The sequence below is a fragment of the Streptomyces sp. 3N207 genome, from assembly GCF_052246355.1.
Taxonomy (GTDB): domain Bacteria; phylum Actinomycetota; class Actinomycetes; order Streptomycetales; family Streptomycetaceae; genus Streptomyces.
This window is the reverse complement of record NZ_JBQQBV010000015.1, coordinates 75,544-91,869: the sequence shown is the minus strand read 5'-3', so window position 1 is coordinate 91,869 and position 16,326 is coordinate 75,544. Positions and strand designations below refer to the sequence as shown.

The following is a 16,326-nucleotide window of genomic DNA, read 5'->3' as shown; positions in this document are numbered from 1 at the left end:
GGCACCACTCGAAGAAGAGCGACTGCACCATGAGCACAGACAGCACCAAAGAAAGCCCTGAGGGCAACCCGAACAGACAGCTCGCCGAGGCGATCCTTCCCCTGGTGGGCGGCGCCGCGAACGTCACCTCCGTCAGCCACTGCATGACCCGCATGCGGCTCGGCCTGGCCGACCGCTCCCTCGTCCAGGACGAGCCCCTCAAGGCCCTGCCGGGCGTGATGGGCGTGGTGGAGGACGACACGTACCAGATCGTGCTCGGCCCGGGGAAGGTCGCCCGGATCACGCCGGAGTTCGAAGCGCTGGTCCAGGCGGCACCGGGCCCGGTGTCGGCGGAGGAAGCCCCCACCGCCGCCAAGTCGGCCGACGACCTGGCGGCCGAGGGAGCGGCGATCCGCGCAGCACGTAAGGAGAAGAACGCGACGCCGGTGAAGCTGCTGCTGCGCCGTATCGCCAACATCTTCGTACCGCTCATTCCCGCGCTGATCGGCTGCGGCATCGTCGCGGGCCTCAACGGCCTGTTCACCAACGCGGGCTGGCTCCCGGCCCTCACCCCGGCGCTGACGGCGATCGCCAACGGTTTCATGTCGCTGATCGCCGTCTTCGTCGGGCTGAACACCGCCCGGGAGTTCGGCGGAACGCCGGTGCTGGGAGGTGCTGCCGCTGCCGTCATCGTCTTCCCCGGGGTCGCGGACGTGACGGCGTTCGGCCAGAAACTGGCCCCCGGGCAGGGCGGTGTGCTGGGCGCGCTGCTTGCGGCCGTGTTGGCGGTGTACGTGGAGAAGGCGTGCCGCCGCTTCGTACCGTCCGCCGTCGACGTACTGATCACGCCCACAGTGACGGTGCTGGTCGCGGGGCTGGTCACGCTGTTCGGGCTGATGTACGTGTGCGGCGAGATCGCCACCGGCATCGGGCATCTCGCCGACTGGCTGCTCCAGCACGGCGGCGCGGCGGCCGGGTTCGTACTGGGTGGGCTGTTCCTGCCGTTGGTGATGCTGGGGCTGCACCAGGCGCTCATCCCCATCCACACCACGCTGATCGAGCAGAGCGGCTACACCGTGCTGCTGCCCATCCTCGCGATGGCGGGTGCAGGCCAGGTCGGCGCGGCAGTCGCCATCTATCTGCGGCTGCGCCGCAACACCTCGATCCGCAAGACCATCCGCTCCGCGCTCCCTGCGGGCTTCCTGGGTGTGGGCGAACCGCTGATCTACGGCGTCTCGCTGCCGCTGGGCCGCCCCTTCATCACGGCGTGCGTGGGCGGTGCCTTCGGCGGCGGGGTCGTGGGCCTCTTCTACCAGTTGGGCACCTCGGTCGGCTCGACCGCCATCGGCCCCTCCGGCTGGGCCCTCTTCCCCCTCCTCAAGGGCAATCACGGGCTGGGCGCCATTGCCGCCATCTACGCCCTCGGCCTGGCCGCGGGCTATCTGGTCGGCTTCGTGGCCACCTACTTCTTCGGCTTCAGCAAGCAGATGCTGAATGAGCTGAACGCGCCGGCGAAGGGTGAAACCCCCGCCCCCGAGGGCCCCTCCCCCGAGCCCCCGCCGTCCGGGAAGCCCAGCCCCGACCCGGCTCCGGCCCCCGCGGGCGGCCCCGGCTCACTCGTATGACCGAAGCCGTGTGACTGACCCGTATGACCGAACCCGTATGACCGAACCCGTATGTCCGACGCAGCCCCGAAGGCCCCAGCGCGCTGGGGCCTTCGGCCGCACAAGCCCTCGCTGGAGCCTCAACCGACCTTCGCCGCAGGGCGGTTCGCGTCCTCGTCCGCTCCTCCTGCAACAGAAGCCGCTACCGGCCGTTCGGCGGCCACCCGCGACGAGGGGCGGCTGCGTCGCAGGTCCGGCAGCAGTGTGACGACGCCCAGGGCGGCCATTCCCACGCCGATCCATACCGGCGAGATCAGGCCGAAGTGCGGGATGGCGAGGCCGCCGAGGGCTGAGCCGATGATGATTCCGAGGGTGATGAAGGAGGAGTGGACGGTGTTGACCAGGGGGCCGGTGTTGCCCGCGCGCTGGACGCGGGCGGCCATCGCCGGGTTCATGGTGATGCCGACCAGTCCGATGGCCAGCATGAAGACAAGGGCGGCGACGGGCACGTCGGCCAGCAGCGCGAAGGCGGCGAGGAAGATGCCGTTGCTGATCAGCCCGGTCAGCAGGACCGGGATGGTGTACCGGTCGGCGAGGCGGCCGACGATCACATTGCCGACCAGGTTGGCGGCGCCGTAGGCGACGAGCAGCAGCGGCACGCTTCCGACCGAGAAGCCGGAGATCTCGGTCAGGATCGGGTTGAAGTAGCTGAACGCCGAGAACGTCGCGCCGATCACCAGCGTGCTGGTGGACAGCACCAGCCACAGCTTCGGATTACGGAAGACGCCCAACTCCTGGCGGAGACCGCCGCCCGCGCCGCTGCCGCCGCTCTCCTGCCGTTCCACCCGCGGCGCCCACACCAGCGTGGCCACGGCGGCAAGCACGGTCATGGCGGTGACGGCCCAGAACGCGCTGCGCCAGCCGTACCGTTCGCCGATGAAGGTGGAGATCGGCAGTCCGAGCAGTGTGCCGAGCATCAGCCCGTTGAGCGCCACGGACACCGCGCGCCCGGCCAGTTCGGGCCGGACCAGCCGTACGCTGAGCGAGATCGCCGCCCCCAGGAACGCGGCGGACGCGGTGCCGGTGACGATCCGCGCGACGAGCATCACCGCGTAGCTGGAGGCGACGGCGGCCAGCACGTTGCCGGCCAGGAAGATTCCGAACAACAGCAACAGCGCCGGCTTGGGCCGCAACCGGAGCACCCCCGCGGCGAGGAACGGGCCCCCGACGGTCATCGCGGCGGCAAAGGCGGTGACGAGGTAGCCGACCTGCGAGACGGTGACATCCAGCCCGTCCCCGATCTGCGGCATCAGCCCCGCGACCAGGAACTCGCTGGTGACCATGGAGAAGATCCCCGCGGCCATGAGATAGACGGTCAGTGGCATCCGTGACTCCCCGAGTACGTCCGGTGGTTCGCCCACCGCTGGTGATGGATGGATCGTTATGGATGGATCAGTACAAAACTTGCCCAGAAGAGAGCCACAGGAGCAGGCAACCTCCAGCCGCCAGCCCCTGCGGCGCACCCTGGCGCGGCTTGCTGCGGTTCGATGTGTTGTGGCGCGACTGCACGGCGTGTTGTCGCACGACTGCGGTTGGACGTGTCGTGGCGCGACTGCGGTTGGACGTGTGGTGGCGCGACTGCGGTTCGGTGCGCTGTGTCGCTCAGCGCCTGAGCGCGTCCACCGCCGTGGCGGCGATCCCCTCCAGCGACGGGCGGTCGGCGCCGCCCTGCGCGGAGACTCGCATACCACCGATGACGGCGTTCACGAAGCGGGCGAGCGCCTCCGGGTCGCGGTCGGACGCGATCTCACCGGCCCGCTGCCCCGTCTCGACGACGGCCCGCAGCGCGTCGAGCCGCTTCCGCAGATCCCGGGCCAGCACCCGGTCGACCTCCGGGTCCCGCGCCGCCAGCTCCACGGTGGCGTTGACGGACAGACAGCCGATACTCCTCCCCTCCGGCCGCTCCGTGAACTCCTGCTCGACGACCCGCTCGAACAGCGCCCCGATCCGCTCCAGCGGAGGCCGCTCTGCGTCCTCCAGAATCTCCAGCTGGAGCGCGGTCATGGTGTCGATGTACCGCACCAACGCCCGTCGGAACAGGTCGTGTTTGCTGCTGAAGGTGTTGTAGATGCTGCTGCGCCCCAGACCGGTCGCCTCGCACAGATCCTGGGTGGAAGTGGCTTCGTACCCCTTCTCCCAGAACGCCCGCATCGCCGCGTCCAGGGCCCGCTCCTCGTCGAACAGTCGTGGCCGGGCCATGCGCAGCACGTTAGCACAGTTATGGACTCCTCGTTCTAATACTCCGCCGGGGCCACCATGTGCGCATGAGGGAGAACTTTCGGCAGCCGGAACAGATGGAACAGGTGGCGGAGGCCGGGGAGGTCGCGGAGGCCGGGGAGGTCGCGGAGGCCCGTGTGGCATCCGTGGTGCGGCTCGCCCAGGAGCTGATCCGGCGTCCCAGCCGGGCCGGGATCGATGATTACGGGCCCGTCCTCGCCGTACTGGAGGAATGGCTTTCCGCCCACGCCCTGCCGCACCGCCGCCTGTACGACGACGCCGGCAACGCCCGCGAGCCCGTAGGACTGCTCGTGGAACTCCCCGGGGGCCGACCGGGCAGGTGGTGGACGCTGGACGCCTGTGTGGACACCGCCCCGTACGGCGACGAGGCCGCCTGGTCCTTCCCGCCGGCCTGCGGCGATATCGCCGACGGCCGGCTGCTGGGGCGCGGCGCGGCCGACTCCAAGCTGGCCGCGGCGATGTTCTGCCACATCGCGGCCGAGCTGAAGCCCCGTGCCGACGCCCTGCACGGCGGGCTGGCCGTACTGCTGGACGTCGACGAACACACCGGCCGCTTCGGCGGTGCCCGCGCCTACCTCGCCGACCCCGCCGCGGCCCGCCCCGCCGGGGTGCTGATCGGCTACCCGGGAACGGACGACGTCGTAGTCGGGGGCCGGGGCCTGTGGCGGGCCACTCTCGCCGTGCACGGCACCTCCGGGCACTCGGGATCGCGCCGGACGGTGGTCGGGGCGATCTCCCGCGCCGCCCACCTCGTACGCCTTCTCGACGCGGCCGAACTGCCTGCCGCAGATGCCGACTCAGCCTTCCCGCTGCCGCCGAAGCTCTCGGTGACCGCCCTCCACGGCGGCCAGGGCTTCTCCGTCACCCCTGACCTGTGCGAACTGAACGTCGATGTCCGTACCACCCCCGGCTTCGCAGCCCACGACGCGGAAACCCTGGTCCGCAACGCCGTCGCCCGGCTCGACACGGAACTGCCCGCCCCTCGGCCGACCGACATCACCCCCGTCGCCTCCTGGCCGTCCTTCCGCCTGGCTGAGGACGAGCAGCCCGCCCGCGCGCTGCTGCACGCCGCCGCCGACGCCGGACTCGCCGTACGGCCGAAGATCTCGGGGCCGTCCAACATCGGCAACCTGCTGGCGGGCGAGGGCATCCCGGCAACCGCCGGTTTCGGCGTGCCGTACGAGGGGCTGCACGGCATCGACGAGCGCGCTCACCTCGCCGAACTGCCCCGGGTCCACGCCGTCTACCGGCAAGCCGTGCTCAACCTCCTTCAGCCGGACCGCTGGTCGGACCGCCAGTCGGACCGCCGGTCGGACCGCCGGTCCTGATCCGCGCCCGAGCTCAGCGTCTGCACCTCCGCGTAGGAGGGAGTGCTGCCGCCGCCCGCCGGGTGCCGACCGTCCCGGACGGCTCGGGCCGCCGCCACGGCCGCGCCCAGCGCCGTGCGGTAGAGCAGCGAGCCGAGGCTGACCCGGCGTACACCCAGCGCAGCGAGCTCCGCCAGGCCGGGACCGTCGGGGGTGTACAGGATGTTCAGCGGTACATCGAGACGAGCGGTCAACGCACCTATCCGGGTACGGTCGGACAGCCCGGGCACGAACACCGCGTCGGCTCCCGCCCGTTGATACGCCATGAGGCGAGCCTCGGTCTCGTCCTGCCGACAGCCCAGCCAGTACGTATCGGTACGCGCGTTGACGAACAGCTCCGGCACCGCCGCCTTGACCGCCGCGATCTTCGCCGCGTGCAGCTCTGCGGGGGCGAGCGTGCCGTCGCCACGACCGTCCTCGATGTTGAGCCCGGCGGCACCCGCGGCCCGCAACTGCCGGGCCAGCTCCGCCACCTGCGCGGGGTCGTCGCTGAACCCCCCTTCGGCGTCGACGGTGAACAGGAAGTGCCCGCCGCCGAGTTGCCGTGCCAGAGCCAGCGTGGCTTCCGCGGTGACGGCCACACCGTCCGGCAACCCCGCCGCCGCGGCAACGCCGAGGCTGGTGGTGCCCACCGCCTCGAAACCGTCGGCAACCAGCGCCGCCGCCGACGCGTAATCCCACGCGTTGGGCAGCAGCAGCGGCGTGTCCCGGTGATGCAGCCGCGCGAAGGAAGTACGCGGACCGGGCGCCAGGATGCCCGCCGCCAGAGCCAGCGCATGCTCCCTCCCCGGACACTCCCGCGGCGGAGCCCCGAACGCCAGTGACCCCCCGGCCTCGCCATGACCCGCCCCGGCGATACCCAGCACAACCACCTCACCCTCCGCGATCTCCCGCCCCCCAACACGGGTGTCACATACGGCAACACGACGCAGCACACGGACCGGCGGATCCCAACGCAACGTCTCCCCCAACACCTCCTCCACCAACGGACCCCCAACACCGCACACGCCACCATCGGCACGCGGTGCGGTATCGGCGCGGGGGGCGGTAACGGCACGCGGGGCGCCATCGGCGCCCCCGGTGGCATCAGGGCTCGCGGTGGCACCGACGCGCGGGGCGGCAACGGCCGTACCGGCGCCCTCAGCGGTATCAACGCCGACGGCGGCACCGGCACCGACACCCGCAGCGGCATCGGCACCCCCAGTCGCACCAGCCGCACCAGCCGCACCGGCCCGAACAGCTTCCGCGGGACCCACTGCGCCCCCGGCGCTCACGCCGCCCGCGGGGGTCGCGTGCCGCACCAGCGCGGCTGTGGCGTCGCACGCCTGCACAAGGAGGCAGATCAGACCTGCGGCCACCTCCATCTCGTCCTCTTTCCCGGCGCCCTCCTTCCCGGCACTCTCCTTTCCCAGCACCAGTCCCACCAGCTCGGCCACCGCCGCATCGGCGGCGGGGTCCGTACCGCCGAAGTAGGTCCCCGCCACCACCGTGACGGCCTCCGCCACAGCGTCCGGTTCCCGGAGCCCCAGCGCCTCAGCGAGGGTGGCGACCACCCGGATCCGTACGTCGGTTTCAGCTGCCCCCGGCCGCGAGGCCACCGCCCGCCGCAGCTCCGCCGGATCGACGCGGCGCAACTCGGCCTCCACCAACGCTCGGCGCCGCGCATGCGTCTCCCCGGAGCTGAACCGGGGCACCGTCGCCCGCAGCCAGGCCATCGAAGCACCCTCCCCCAAGCTCTCGCTTCGCTCGGGGAGGGGGTCCCACGCCTCGGCCGCGGGCGGCAGCTCCGGCACCAGGTGCGGGTTGGCCAGCGCCGCTCGTACGTCCTCGGTCCGGTCCAGCTCGTGCACGGTTCGCGACATGCGCCGAACGCTAGGACCGGAACTCTTCGGCCTGCGCCGAAGAGTTCCTGAGACCCCTCAACTCAGTCTACTGCCGCGGCCCGTACCACCGGCTCCTGGAGCTCTGTCACCCACTTCTCCCGATCTTCCTCGTAGGAGAGCATCAGCTCACGGGGGAAACCGGCCGAGCGGTAGCCGTTGGCCTCGATCCAGGCGGCCAAGGTCTGGAGAGCAGGCATGACGTTGTCCATCGAACCGCGGTGGACAACAGTGGCCGCCATCTCCACCTCCGGGAGTTCCACCACCTGGAAGTCCCCGGACCCGGGAGCCTCGACGTCCGGCCCCACCTGTACCGCCGCATGCACCAGAACGCTGTCCTCGGTGTCTCCCGGCCCCTCCTCGTAGTAGGCCAGGCCCATCCCCGTCGGTTCGATCCCCGCACGCTCCAAACGCGCGAACAGCTCCCCATACAGCGGATCGATCACCGGACCGATCGATTCCGGCCCAGGCCGGTCGGCGACTCCCGACAGCTCGGCCACCCGCACCCTCGGCAACCGCTTGATCACCACGTCCTCGGAACCCATGTGTCCCTCCCTCTCGATCAACCGAAGACGCGCTCCCACTTGCGCGAGCCGTGCGGCGTCGGCCTCCAGCGCCGCCCGCAGCTCGGCCTGCCGCAGCCGCAGCATGCCCCGCAGTTCCTCGGCGCTGACCCGCTCGTCGAGGATCTCCCGCACCTGATCCAGCGTGAAGCCGAGATCTTTCAGCGCGATGATCCGGTTGAGCCGGGACAGCTGTCCGGCCGCGTAGTAGCGGTAACCCGTGTACGGGTCCGTGCGGGCGGGCCGCAGCAGTCCGATCGTGTCGTAGTGGCGCAGCATCCGCACCGACACCCTGCCGTGGGTCGCAAAGTCTCCGATAGTGAACATGACTCCCCCACTCCACGGCCTCACACAGTGTGAGGGTCAAGCCCCCCCGTCGCCTCACGCCATGTTCGGGTCTCCCTTGATCAAGGCGAACGGCGCGCCCGCCGGGTCCCGGAGCATTGCGAGCCGGCCCACGCCGGGTGCGTCCGTCGGCGGGATCAGCACCTTGGCCCCGGCCCCGGTTGCCCGGGTGCACGTCGCGTCGCAGTCCTCCGTGGCGAAGTACGGATGCCACTCCGAGGTCGACCCGGCGTTCAGATTCTCCTGCGGAAGCTGCATGATGCCGCCGTGCCCGGTGTCGTCCTCCGTGCCGCCACCGGGCGCCGAGGCGACTGTGTAGACCAGGTCGTCACCCATCGACATGTCCTCGTAGCTCCACAAGAACGCCGCTGTGTAGAAGTCCTTCGCCCTCGCTGCGTCGGTCGTGTACAGCTCCGTCCAGCACAGCGTCTCCGGCTCCATGACCACTTCCAGGCCGCCCGTGTCCTTCGGCTGCCATACGGCGAAGTCAGCGCCGGTCGGATCGGTGAACTGCGCCAGGCGGCCGGCCGTGAACACATCCATCGGCTCGACCCGTACGGTGCCGCCCGCTCCTTCCACCTGGGCGCGGGTCGTGTCCGCGTCGCCCGTGTGGAAGTACGTCGTCCACGCGGGACTCGCCCCCTCCTCCATCAGCGGCCCGACCGCGGCGACGGTCTTGCCGCCACGCTGGAAGAACCCGTACCCCCCGGCCTCCGGGCCCGCCGACTGGAACCGCCAGTCGAAAACGCTGGTGTAGAAGGCGACAGCGGCGTCCACATCGGGCGCACCGAGATCGAGCCAGTTCGGGGTGCCGGGAACGAAGTTGGTGGTCAGCATGCGGATCCTCCGGCAGACGGGGACTGTGTACTGCGCGCTGTGTGCATCTCTGCTGGGCGCGTCACTACTGGGTGCGTACCTGCTATCTGCTGTGCGTCCTGCACTGCGAGGCGTGCCAGTGCCCGCGCTTCGCAGTTGCCCGCCGCCTCAGGATGGCAGCAGTTCGGCCGACTCGCCGCTCGGAAGCCCGCCCCCGAGGTGAGACCCGCCCCTGCCGGACCGACCGGACGTCCCGGTCACAGCTCGCCGCGGCGCAACAGCACCCGGCCCAAGCTCGCCTGCATCACCGTGAGCCCGCGCACCACGGGCACCGACGTGGCCAGCAAGAACACACCGACCGCGGTGTTGAAGGCGATGTCGGCGCCCCGTCCCGTCACCCCGAAGGCCAGATCCGCCAGACCGTCGTGCCCGCCCCGGGGTATCGACCACGACCACAGCCCGTAGGTGAGTTCGCCGAGCCCGCCGACCAGCCAGGTCAGCGTCAGGGAGAAGGTCACCACCCGTACGGGGAAGGCGAGCACCGCGTGCACCAGCTCGCGCCACGCCTGCGGATCCCGCACTGCTTTCCACCGACCACCGCGGCTGCCGCTCCCTTCCTTCTCCGGTGCCGACCTCTCCGCACGCACCGGGAGCGGGCAGCCCGTGACGGCCGCTATGTGGTCCGCCTCCACGCGAGCCAGATACCGGGTCATGGACAGCGTTCCGGCCAGCACCGGCAGGCCGATGACCAGGACAAGCGTCGAGACGCCGAGAGCGAACCCCGTCACCGCCAACGTGAACGCGGCGATGCCCAGCGGCAGGCCGGAAAGCAGATAGCCCACCTCCCGGCCAAAGCGTCCCCTGCGGCGACTGCCGTCGGCCATCGCGACAGGGGCCGAGAGGGAATGCGAGGCGGGCTGCACGTTCGTCGTCGTTGTCATGTGTCCACTCTCGCCGCGCCGCGAGCCCGATCCCATACCGCTGGGACCCGAACCGAGGGTGTACCTAGCACTACCCGAGATCGGCCCCAGCGAGGACATGAACCGAGCCTGCACAGCGAAGGAGCGGGTGGGAGGTGTTCCTCCCACCCGCTCCTGTTCGCATGCGCGGGGCTGTGTGGTGTCGGTGTGGCCTGTCTTAGTAGGCGGAGTCGACGTTGTCCATGGAGCCGTAGCGGTCGGCTGCGTAGTTGCAGGCGGCGACGATGTTGGCTACGGGGTCGGTGAGTTTGTCGGGGGTGCCTTCGACGTGGAAGCGGTCGAAGGTGGGCTGGATCACCTGGAGCAGGCCCTTGGAGGGGGTGCCCTTCTTGGCGTTGATGTCCCAGTCGTTGACCGCGTTGGGGTCACCGGCCGATTCGCGGATGATGTTGCGCTTGATGCCCTCGTAGGAGCCGGGGATGTCGTGCTTGGCCATGATGGCGCGGGCCTCACGGATCCAGCCGTCGAGGTTGTCCGCGTACTTGCCGCCGGCCTGCTGGTCGTCCGCCTTCTGCGCCTTCTTGGCGTGTGCGGCCTGCATGCTGACGTGCTGCGCGGTCGAGGCGGCGCTCTCGATGGCTGCGGGCTTGGCTGCGGGCTTGGCGGGGGCCTCGGCGTGGGCGGTGCCGGCCAGTGCGGTGGCGGCGATACCGGCCGCGCCCAGTGCGGTCAGGCCGGTGGTGGCGAGGCGGGCGGGCTTGAGGGTACGCAGGGTGTTACGCATGCGAGCAGAGGAGCCTTTCGTGGGGGGACGTTCCGGCCGCGCGCCCCGGGGAGTGGTGCGTTGTCCCGGTCTCGTCGCGGCCTGGCACCCACCCTGGGAACCGGCTCCCCCACCCGGCAAATATGTGACGTACGATCCAGAATCGTAATAATCCGGACAGAAAGCCGACCGTCCCCTGCCCGCCCCAGGTCAGAGCAGCGCAGAGATACGAAGCTGCCTCGTAAGTGATCTGGGTCCTATGGGCGCCCTCACAATCCACCCCCGTCCGCCTCACCGAGGGTGAAGGCATTCTTCGCGTGGGTGAGTGACTCCGCGGAGGCACGTACTCGGCGTGGATGCTCAGCGCACCGGACGGCCGCGGCCTCTCCCCGGCAACCGCGCTCAACCTGAACGTGCTGCTCTACAGCCATATCCAGGACCGCCGCGAACCCCGAGGCGCAAGCGCGCAGCATGACGTCCGCCGCCTTGACGGACAATCCGCGCTCGCGGCGGGTCTCGGAGAAGCCGGGATACCGGCCGGACGGTCTGCTGACCCAAGCCGTGCCGGGCAAGGCCCGCACCTTCGAGCGGCTGCGGCTGGACCGTGTCGACTGGGAGGCGCACCGCGCGGTACCGGTCAATATTGCGGGGCTGGAACCTCCCCCGCACTCCGTCCGGGAGGTACCCCCACTGGCACTCTTCGGGGTCTGAGGCCGAGGCTGGTCGTGACGACCCCCGACGGAAGGACCGCGCAGATGACCGCACAAGGTCACACGATCACCATCGAAGAAGGCACCGAGCGCGTGCGAGCGGTCGCGCGCGACGGCCGGGTGCTGGCGGACAGCCGCCGACCGCTGCTGCTGAGCGAGACGGGTTACCCGGTGCGGTACTACCTGCCGGCCGAGGACGTACGCACCGACCTGCTCACCCTGTCCGACACCCACACCCGCTGCCCCTTCAAAGGCACCGCCGACTACTGGTCGCTGGCCGACGGTGCGGCCAAGGACATCGCCTGGTCCTACCCCGAGCCCTTCGACCAGGTGTCCGAGATCAAGGGCTACCTCTGCTTCCCGGACATCGAGGTCGGCTGAACCGCCCGCAACACCGCTGGTCCCCCGGCGCTCCGGATCACCGCCGGAACGGCAAAGGCGGGCACCCCTCGGGGGTACCCGCCTTCGTGCTGCCTCAGCAGGCGGCGGAGCCGTGCGAACGGCTCGGACTCGTCAGAAGTCCATGCCGCCCATGCCACCGCCGGCAGCCGCGTCGGCGCCCGCGGCGGCCTTCTCCGGCTTGTCGGCGATGACGGCCTCGGTGGTGAGGAAGAGCGCCGCGATGGAGGCGGCGTTCTGCAGCGCGGAGCGCGTCACCTTGGCCGGGTCGAGGATGCCCTCGGCGATCATGTCGACGTACTCGCCGGTGGCCGCGTTCAGACCGTGGCCCGGGGTCAGGTTGCGCACCTTCTCCACGATGACGCCGCCCTCGAGGCCGGCGTTGACCGCGATCTGCTTGAGCGGGGCCTCGAGAGCCAGCTTGACGGCGGCGGCACCGGTGGCCTCGTCGCCCTCCAGCTCCAGCTTCTCGAAGACCGAGGAAGCCTGCAGCAGGGCCACGCCACCGCCGGCGACGATGCCCTCCTCGACGGCCGCCTTCGCGTTACGGACGGCGTCCTCGATGCGGTGCTTCCGCTCCTTGAGCTCGACCTCGGTGGCGGCACCGGCCTTGATGACGGCCACGCCGCCGGCCAGCTTCGCCAGGCGCTCCTGGAGCTTCTCGCGGTCGTAGTCCGAGTCGCTGTTCTCGATCTCGGCGCGGATCTGGTTGACCCGGCCCGCGACCTGCTCGCTGTCGCCCGCACCGTCGACGATGGTGGTCTCGTCCTTGGTGATCTGGACCTTGCGCGCCCGGCCCAGCAGGTCGAGGGTGGCGTTCTCCAGCTTGAGGCCGACCTCCTCGGAGATGACCTGGCCGCCGGTGAGGATGGCGATGTCGCCGAGCATGGCCTTGCGGCGGTCACCGAAGCCCGGAGCCTTGACGGCGACGGACTTGAAGGTGCCACGGATCTTGTTGACGACCAGCGTGGACAGCGCCTCGCCCTCGACGTCCTCCGCGATGATCAGCAGCGGCTTGCCCGACTGCATGACCTTCTCCAGCAGCGGAAGGAGGTCCTTCACGTTGCTGATCTTGGAGTTGACGATGAGGATGTACGGGTCCTCGAGCTCCGCCTCCATGCGCTCCATGTCGGTGGCGAAGTAGGCGGAGATGTAGCCCTTGTCGAAGCGCATGCCCTCGGTGAGCTCCAGCTCCAGCCCGAAGGTCTGCGACTCCTCGACGGTGATGACGCCTTCCTTGCCGACCTTGTCCATGGCCTCGGCGATCAGCTCACCGATCTGGGTGTCGGCAGCGGAGATGGAGGCGGTCGAAGCGATCTGCTCCTTGGTCTCCACGTCCTTGGCCTGCTCCAGAAGAGCGGCGGAGACGGCCTCGGTGGCCTGCTCGATACCGCGCTTGAGGGCCATCGGGTTGGCGCCCGCGGCAACGTTGCGCAGGCCCTCCTTCACGAGCGCCTGGGCCAGCACGGTGGCGGTCGTCGTGCCGTCACCGGCGACGTCGTCCGTCTTCTTGGCGACCTCCTTGACCAGCTCGGCGCCGATCTTCTCGTAGGAGTCCTCGAGCTCGATCTCCTTGGCGATGGAGACACCGTCGTTCGTGATCGTGGGGGCGCCCCACTTCTTCTCCAGAACGACGTTGCGGCCCTTCGGGCCGAGCGTGACCTTGACGGCGTCGGCAAGCTGGTTCATGCCACGCTCAAGACCGCGCCGCGCCTCCTCGTCAAAGGCGATGATCTTGGCCATGTGGGTTGGTCCTCCCTGGATTCCCCCATGCGTCGAGCGCAAGGGGAGGGTTGGATTTCTCCGGACCGCGTGGCGCCCGCGACGGACGGCCTACGACCCGGCGGTTCCTTCCCCACCCGGCCTGCGGCCTCACCGACCCGGTCCTTCTTTGTCACTCTCACTCGCAGAGTGCTAACCCAATGATTAGCACTCGGGCATGGAGAGTGCAAGCTACGCCGAGGAGGCTCCGGGGAGGGGATGCCCCTCTCTTTGTCGGGGAGAGGTGCCCCTGTCTGATGCTTGCGGGGTGCGGGTGTTCCCCCAAGCTCTTCGAGCAGGGAGGTACCCCCAGGTCGCTCGCGCAGTTCCCCGCGCCCCCTCCACTGCAAGCCCGAAGGCACCAAGAAGGGGCCGCACCGTGGGTGCGGCCCCTTCTCTTCTCTGCTGTGTCTACAAGGCTGTGTCTACCAAGCTCTGCGCAGTCCGGCGACACTCAGCCGGTCACGCGGACCATGTCCGCCTGCGGCCCCTTCTGACCCTGCGAGATCTCGAACTCGACCCGCTGCCCTTCGTCCAGGGTGCGGTAACCGTCCATCTGGATCGCGCTGTAGTGGACGAACACGTCCGCACCACCGTCGACCGCGATGAAGCCGTACCCCTTCTCCGCGTTGAACCACTTGACGGTGCCCTGAGCCATTCCTAACTCCCCTATTACTGGCCCTTGCACGAGCCCGCACTTCGCGAACCCGGGTCAGACCTCACCCCCACAATCAAGCGGGGGCGTGCGCCGGAACGCGTCGACCGCCGCTGAATGTATCTGCACGGACGCCCTGTGCAACAGGTCAATCGGACGAGAATTCTGGGCACGACTGATCGGAAATAAGCCTCAACTGCCGTCGGAGCAGGGCAAGTCGGGCCAGACATTCGGGGCCTTCACGACAATTGCCGTCCGGTTTTCGACAGCAACTTGTCCCGTTGTTGTCGCGGTGTTGATCCGCCCCTGGCGCGTTCTCATACGCGTCCGGCAACCGCCGGGAGAGGGAACTGCGGTAACTCTACCGTCTCCCGAGCCGCCTCTCGTCACATGGAATCTCACATGGAATCGCCCCTTCCGTTTTTCCTCGGAAGGGGCGATCACGGAGCCCGAGCGCTGGTCGGCGGGGCAGTGGCGGGCGGCTACGGGGCCGCGGCCCCGACCGCGCGGCCGGACGGATCAGCCGCCGGCCACCGCCGGGATGATGGAGATGCCCGCACCGTCCGGGGTGGGGGTCTCCAGGCCCTGCTCGAAGCGGACGTCGTCGTCGTTGACGTAGACGTTGACGAAGCGGCGGAGCTTGCCCGCGTCGTCCAGGATGCGGGCGCTGATGCCGGTGTGGTTCTTCTCCAGGTCCGCCAGCACCTCGGCGAGGGTGCCGCCCTCGGCGGTGACCTCGGCCTGACCGCCCGTGTAGGTACGGAGGATGGTCGGGATCCGGACGTTGACGCTCATGTCGATCTTCCTAACGTAAGAGGGAAAGCACCCCAGGGGGCCCGCTCCGGCATTCCCACCCGCTAAACACCGGGGGGCCGATTTCAGCCGTCTGAGGCGCCTTCGGCAACCTGGGGCGCCCAGGGCACCCGGGGCCGCCTCGGTCAGGCCAGGCCGGACTCGCGGAAGGCGGCCAGGTTGGGGCGGATCACGGCGGTGGGCCGCGCCGTGGGGGCCACGGCGTCGAGGGTCTTGAGGCCGTCACCCGTGTTCAGCACGACGGTCGTGAGGCTCGGGTCGATGGCGCCGGACTCGATCAGCTTGCGGGTCACGCCCAGCGTGACACCCCCGGCCGTCTCCGCGAACACGCCCTCGGTCCGCGCGAGCAGCTTCATCGCGTCCACGATCTCCGCATCGTTCACGTCCTCGACGGCCCCGCCGGTGCGCCGGCAGATGTCGATGACGTACGGACCGTCCGCCGGGTCGCCGATGGCGAGGGACTTGGCGATGGTGTCGGGCTGCTTGACCGGGCGGACGGCGGTGGTGCCCTCCTTGTACGCGCGGGAGACCGGCGAGCACCCCTCCGCCTGCGCGGCGAAGATCCGGAACGGCTTGTCCTCGACGAGCCCGAGCTGGATCAGCTCCCGCAGCCCCTTGTCGATCTTCACCAACTGGCAGCCGGAGGCGACGGGGATGACGAGCTGGTCGGGCAGCCGCCAGCCGAGCTGCTCACAGATCTCGTACGCCAGCGACTTCGAACCCTCGGCGTAGAACGGCCGCAGGTTGACGTTGGTGAAGCCCCAGCCCTCGCCCAGCGGATCGCCGATGAGCTCGGAGCAGAAGCGGTTCACATCGTCGTAGGTGCCGTCGATCGCGACGAGGTCGCCGCCGTAGATCGCGGCCATCACCACCTTGGACTGCTCCAGCCCGTCCGGGATGAACACGCACGAGCGCAGCCCGGCCCGGGAGGCTGCGGCGCCCACCGCACCGGCCAGGTTGCCGGTCGAGGAGCAGGAGAGGGTGGTGAACCCGAAGGCGCGCGCTGCCTCCAGGGCGATGGCGACCGGACGGTCCTTGAAGGAGTGGGTGGGGTTGCCGGAGTCGTCCTTGACGTACAGACCGCCGGTCACTCCCAGCTCGGCGGCCAGCCGGTCGGCCTTCACCAACTGGGTGAAGCCGGGGTTCAGGTTCGGCTTCTCGGCGACGTCGGCCGGTACCGGCAGCAGCGGTGCGTAACGCCACATCGAGGCGGGGCCGGCCTCGATCCGGCTGCGCAGGGCCTCCGGGTCACCGGTGGGCAGCTCGTAGGCGACTTCCAGCGGGCCGAAACACTCCAGGCACACGAAGCTGGGCCCCAGCTCGGTGCGGGTGCCGCACTCGCGACAGGAGAGGGCCACAGCGGCGCCGAGATCGTGCGAGGGGGCGCCGGACGCGTCAGCGGCGTCGGTGGAAGTGGTGCTGTTCGCTGCAACTGTCTGCACAGCCATGGAGG

The 16,326-nt window shown here is 69.8% G+C and carries 15 protein-coding genes; 4 read left to right on the top strand and 11 right to left on the bottom strand.

Annotated features, from left to right (window positions below; all coding sequences use genetic code 11):
- The first annotated feature begins 29 nt into the window (after nucleotides 1–29).
- A complete protein-coding gene (locus tag ACTWP9_RS23215) occupies nucleotides 30–1,604 on the top strand; it encodes a PTS transporter subunit EIIC (protein ID WP_443248167.1) in 1,575 nt (524 codons plus the stop codon).
- Nucleotides 1,605–1,723: 119 nt separating this feature from the next.
- Here the strand turns inward: ACTWP9_RS23215 and ACTWP9_RS23210 are convergent, their stop codons facing one another.
- Both ACTWP9_RS23210 and ACTWP9_RS23205 read right to left on the bottom strand, forming a co-directional pair.
- A complete protein-coding gene (locus tag ACTWP9_RS23210) occupies nucleotides 1,724–2,968 on the bottom strand; it encodes an MFS transporter (protein WP_443248166.1) in 1,245 nt (414 codons plus the stop codon).
- A 277-nt stretch (nucleotides 2,969–3,245) separates the two neighbouring features.
- Nucleotides 3,246–3,842: a TetR/AcrR family transcriptional regulator gene (locus ACTWP9_RS23205; RefSeq protein ID WP_443248165.1), complete on the bottom strand. Its 597-nt coding sequence runs from the start codon at nucleotides 3,840–3,842 to the stop codon at nucleotides 3,246–3,248.
- Nucleotides 3,843–3,937: 95 nt separating this feature from the next.
- Between ACTWP9_RS23205 and ACTWP9_RS23200 the strand changes: the two genes are divergently transcribed.
- A complete protein-coding gene (locus ACTWP9_RS23200) occupies nucleotides 3,938–5,209 on the top strand; it encodes a M20 family metallopeptidase (protein WP_443248255.1) in 1,272 nt (423 codons plus the stop codon).
- On the opposite strand, the gene ACTWP9_RS23195 is transcribed toward ACTWP9_RS23200, so the two are convergent.
- The 5 genes from ACTWP9_RS23195 to ACTWP9_RS23175 all read right to left on the bottom strand — a co-directional run bounded on the left by ACTWP9_RS23195 (nucleotide 5,152) and on the right by ACTWP9_RS23175 (nucleotide 10,556).
- On the bottom strand, nucleotides 5,152–7,110 hold the full coding sequence (locus ACTWP9_RS23195; RefSeq protein WP_443248164.1) for an isocitrate lyase/phosphoenolpyruvate mutase family protein: 1,959 nt from the start codon (nucleotides 7,108–7,110) through the stop codon (nucleotides 5,152–5,154). The genes ACTWP9_RS23200 and ACTWP9_RS23195 overlap by 58 nt on opposite strands.
- A 62-nt stretch (nucleotides 7,111–7,172) precedes the next feature.
- Complete coding sequence (locus ACTWP9_RS23190) at nucleotides 7,173–8,018, bottom strand: MerR family transcriptional regulator (RefSeq protein ID WP_443248163.1); 846 nt, start codon at nucleotides 8,016–8,018, stop codon at nucleotides 7,173–7,175.
- Nucleotides 8,019–8,072: 54 nt separating this feature from the next.
- Nucleotides 8,073–8,873 carry a VOC family protein gene (locus tag ACTWP9_RS23185; protein ID WP_443248162.1) on the bottom strand — a complete coding sequence of 267 codons (801 nt, stop codon included), beginning with the start codon at nucleotides 8,871–8,873 and terminating at the stop codon, nucleotides 8,073–8,075.
- A gap of 236 nt (nucleotides 8,874–9,109) precedes the next feature.
- Nucleotides 9,110–9,793 carry a sensor domain-containing protein gene (locus tag ACTWP9_RS23180; RefSeq protein ID WP_443248161.1) on the bottom strand — a complete coding sequence of 228 codons (684 nt, stop codon included), beginning with the start codon at nucleotides 9,791–9,793 and terminating at the stop codon, nucleotides 9,110–9,112.
- Between the two features lie 196 nt (nucleotides 9,794–9,989).
- Nucleotides 9,990–10,556, bottom strand: a complete 567-nt coding sequence (locus ACTWP9_RS23175) for a transglycosylase SLT domain-containing protein (RefSeq protein ID WP_443248160.1) — start codon at nucleotides 10,554–10,556, stop codon at nucleotides 9,990–9,992.
- 450 nt (nucleotides 10,557–11,006) lie between these two features.
- Here ACTWP9_RS23175 and ACTWP9_RS23170 point away from each other — a divergent pair, with 450 nt between their 5' ends.
- Together ACTWP9_RS23170 and ACTWP9_RS23165 are read left to right on the top strand one after the other, a co-directional pair.
- Nucleotides 11,007–11,246, top strand: a complete 240-nt coding sequence (locus ACTWP9_RS23170) for a hypothetical protein (RefSeq protein ID WP_443248159.1) — start codon at nucleotides 11,007–11,009, stop codon at nucleotides 11,244–11,246.
- A 44-nt stretch (nucleotides 11,247–11,290) separates the two neighbouring features.
- The gene (locus tag ACTWP9_RS23165) at nucleotides 11,291–11,626 is read left to right on the top strand and encodes a DUF427 domain-containing protein (protein WP_443248158.1); all 336 of its coding nucleotides are present in this window, start codon (nucleotides 11,291–11,293) and stop codon (nucleotides 11,624–11,626) included.
- 132 nt (nucleotides 11,627–11,758) lie between these two features.
- Here ACTWP9_RS23165 and groL read toward each other — a convergent pair whose 3' ends face one another.
- The 4 genes from groL to thrC form a co-directional block, all read right to left on the bottom strand.
- The gene (gene groL, locus ACTWP9_RS23160; RefSeq protein ID WP_443248157.1) at nucleotides 11,759–13,387 is read right to left on the bottom strand and encodes a chaperonin GroEL; all 1,629 of its coding nucleotides are present in this window, start codon (nucleotides 13,385–13,387) and stop codon (nucleotides 11,759–11,761) included.
- 472 nt (nucleotides 13,388–13,859) lie between these two features.
- Nucleotides 13,860–14,063, bottom strand: coding sequence for a cold-shock protein (locus tag ACTWP9_RS23155; protein ID WP_016472377.1), 204 nt, complete (start codon nucleotides 14,061–14,063; stop codon nucleotides 13,860–13,862).
- A gap of 516 nt (nucleotides 14,064–14,579) precedes the next feature.
- Nucleotides 14,580–14,855: a MoaD/ThiS family protein gene (locus ACTWP9_RS23150; protein ID WP_443248156.1), complete on the bottom strand. Its 276-nt coding sequence runs from the start codon at nucleotides 14,853–14,855 to the stop codon at nucleotides 14,580–14,582.
- Nucleotides 14,856–14,998: 143 nt separating this feature from the next.
- Nucleotides 14,999–16,321, bottom strand: a complete 1,323-nt coding sequence (gene thrC, locus ACTWP9_RS23145) for a threonine synthase (protein WP_443248155.1) — start codon at nucleotides 16,319–16,321, stop codon at nucleotides 14,999–15,001.
- Nucleotides 16,322–16,326 lie beyond the last annotated feature (5 nt).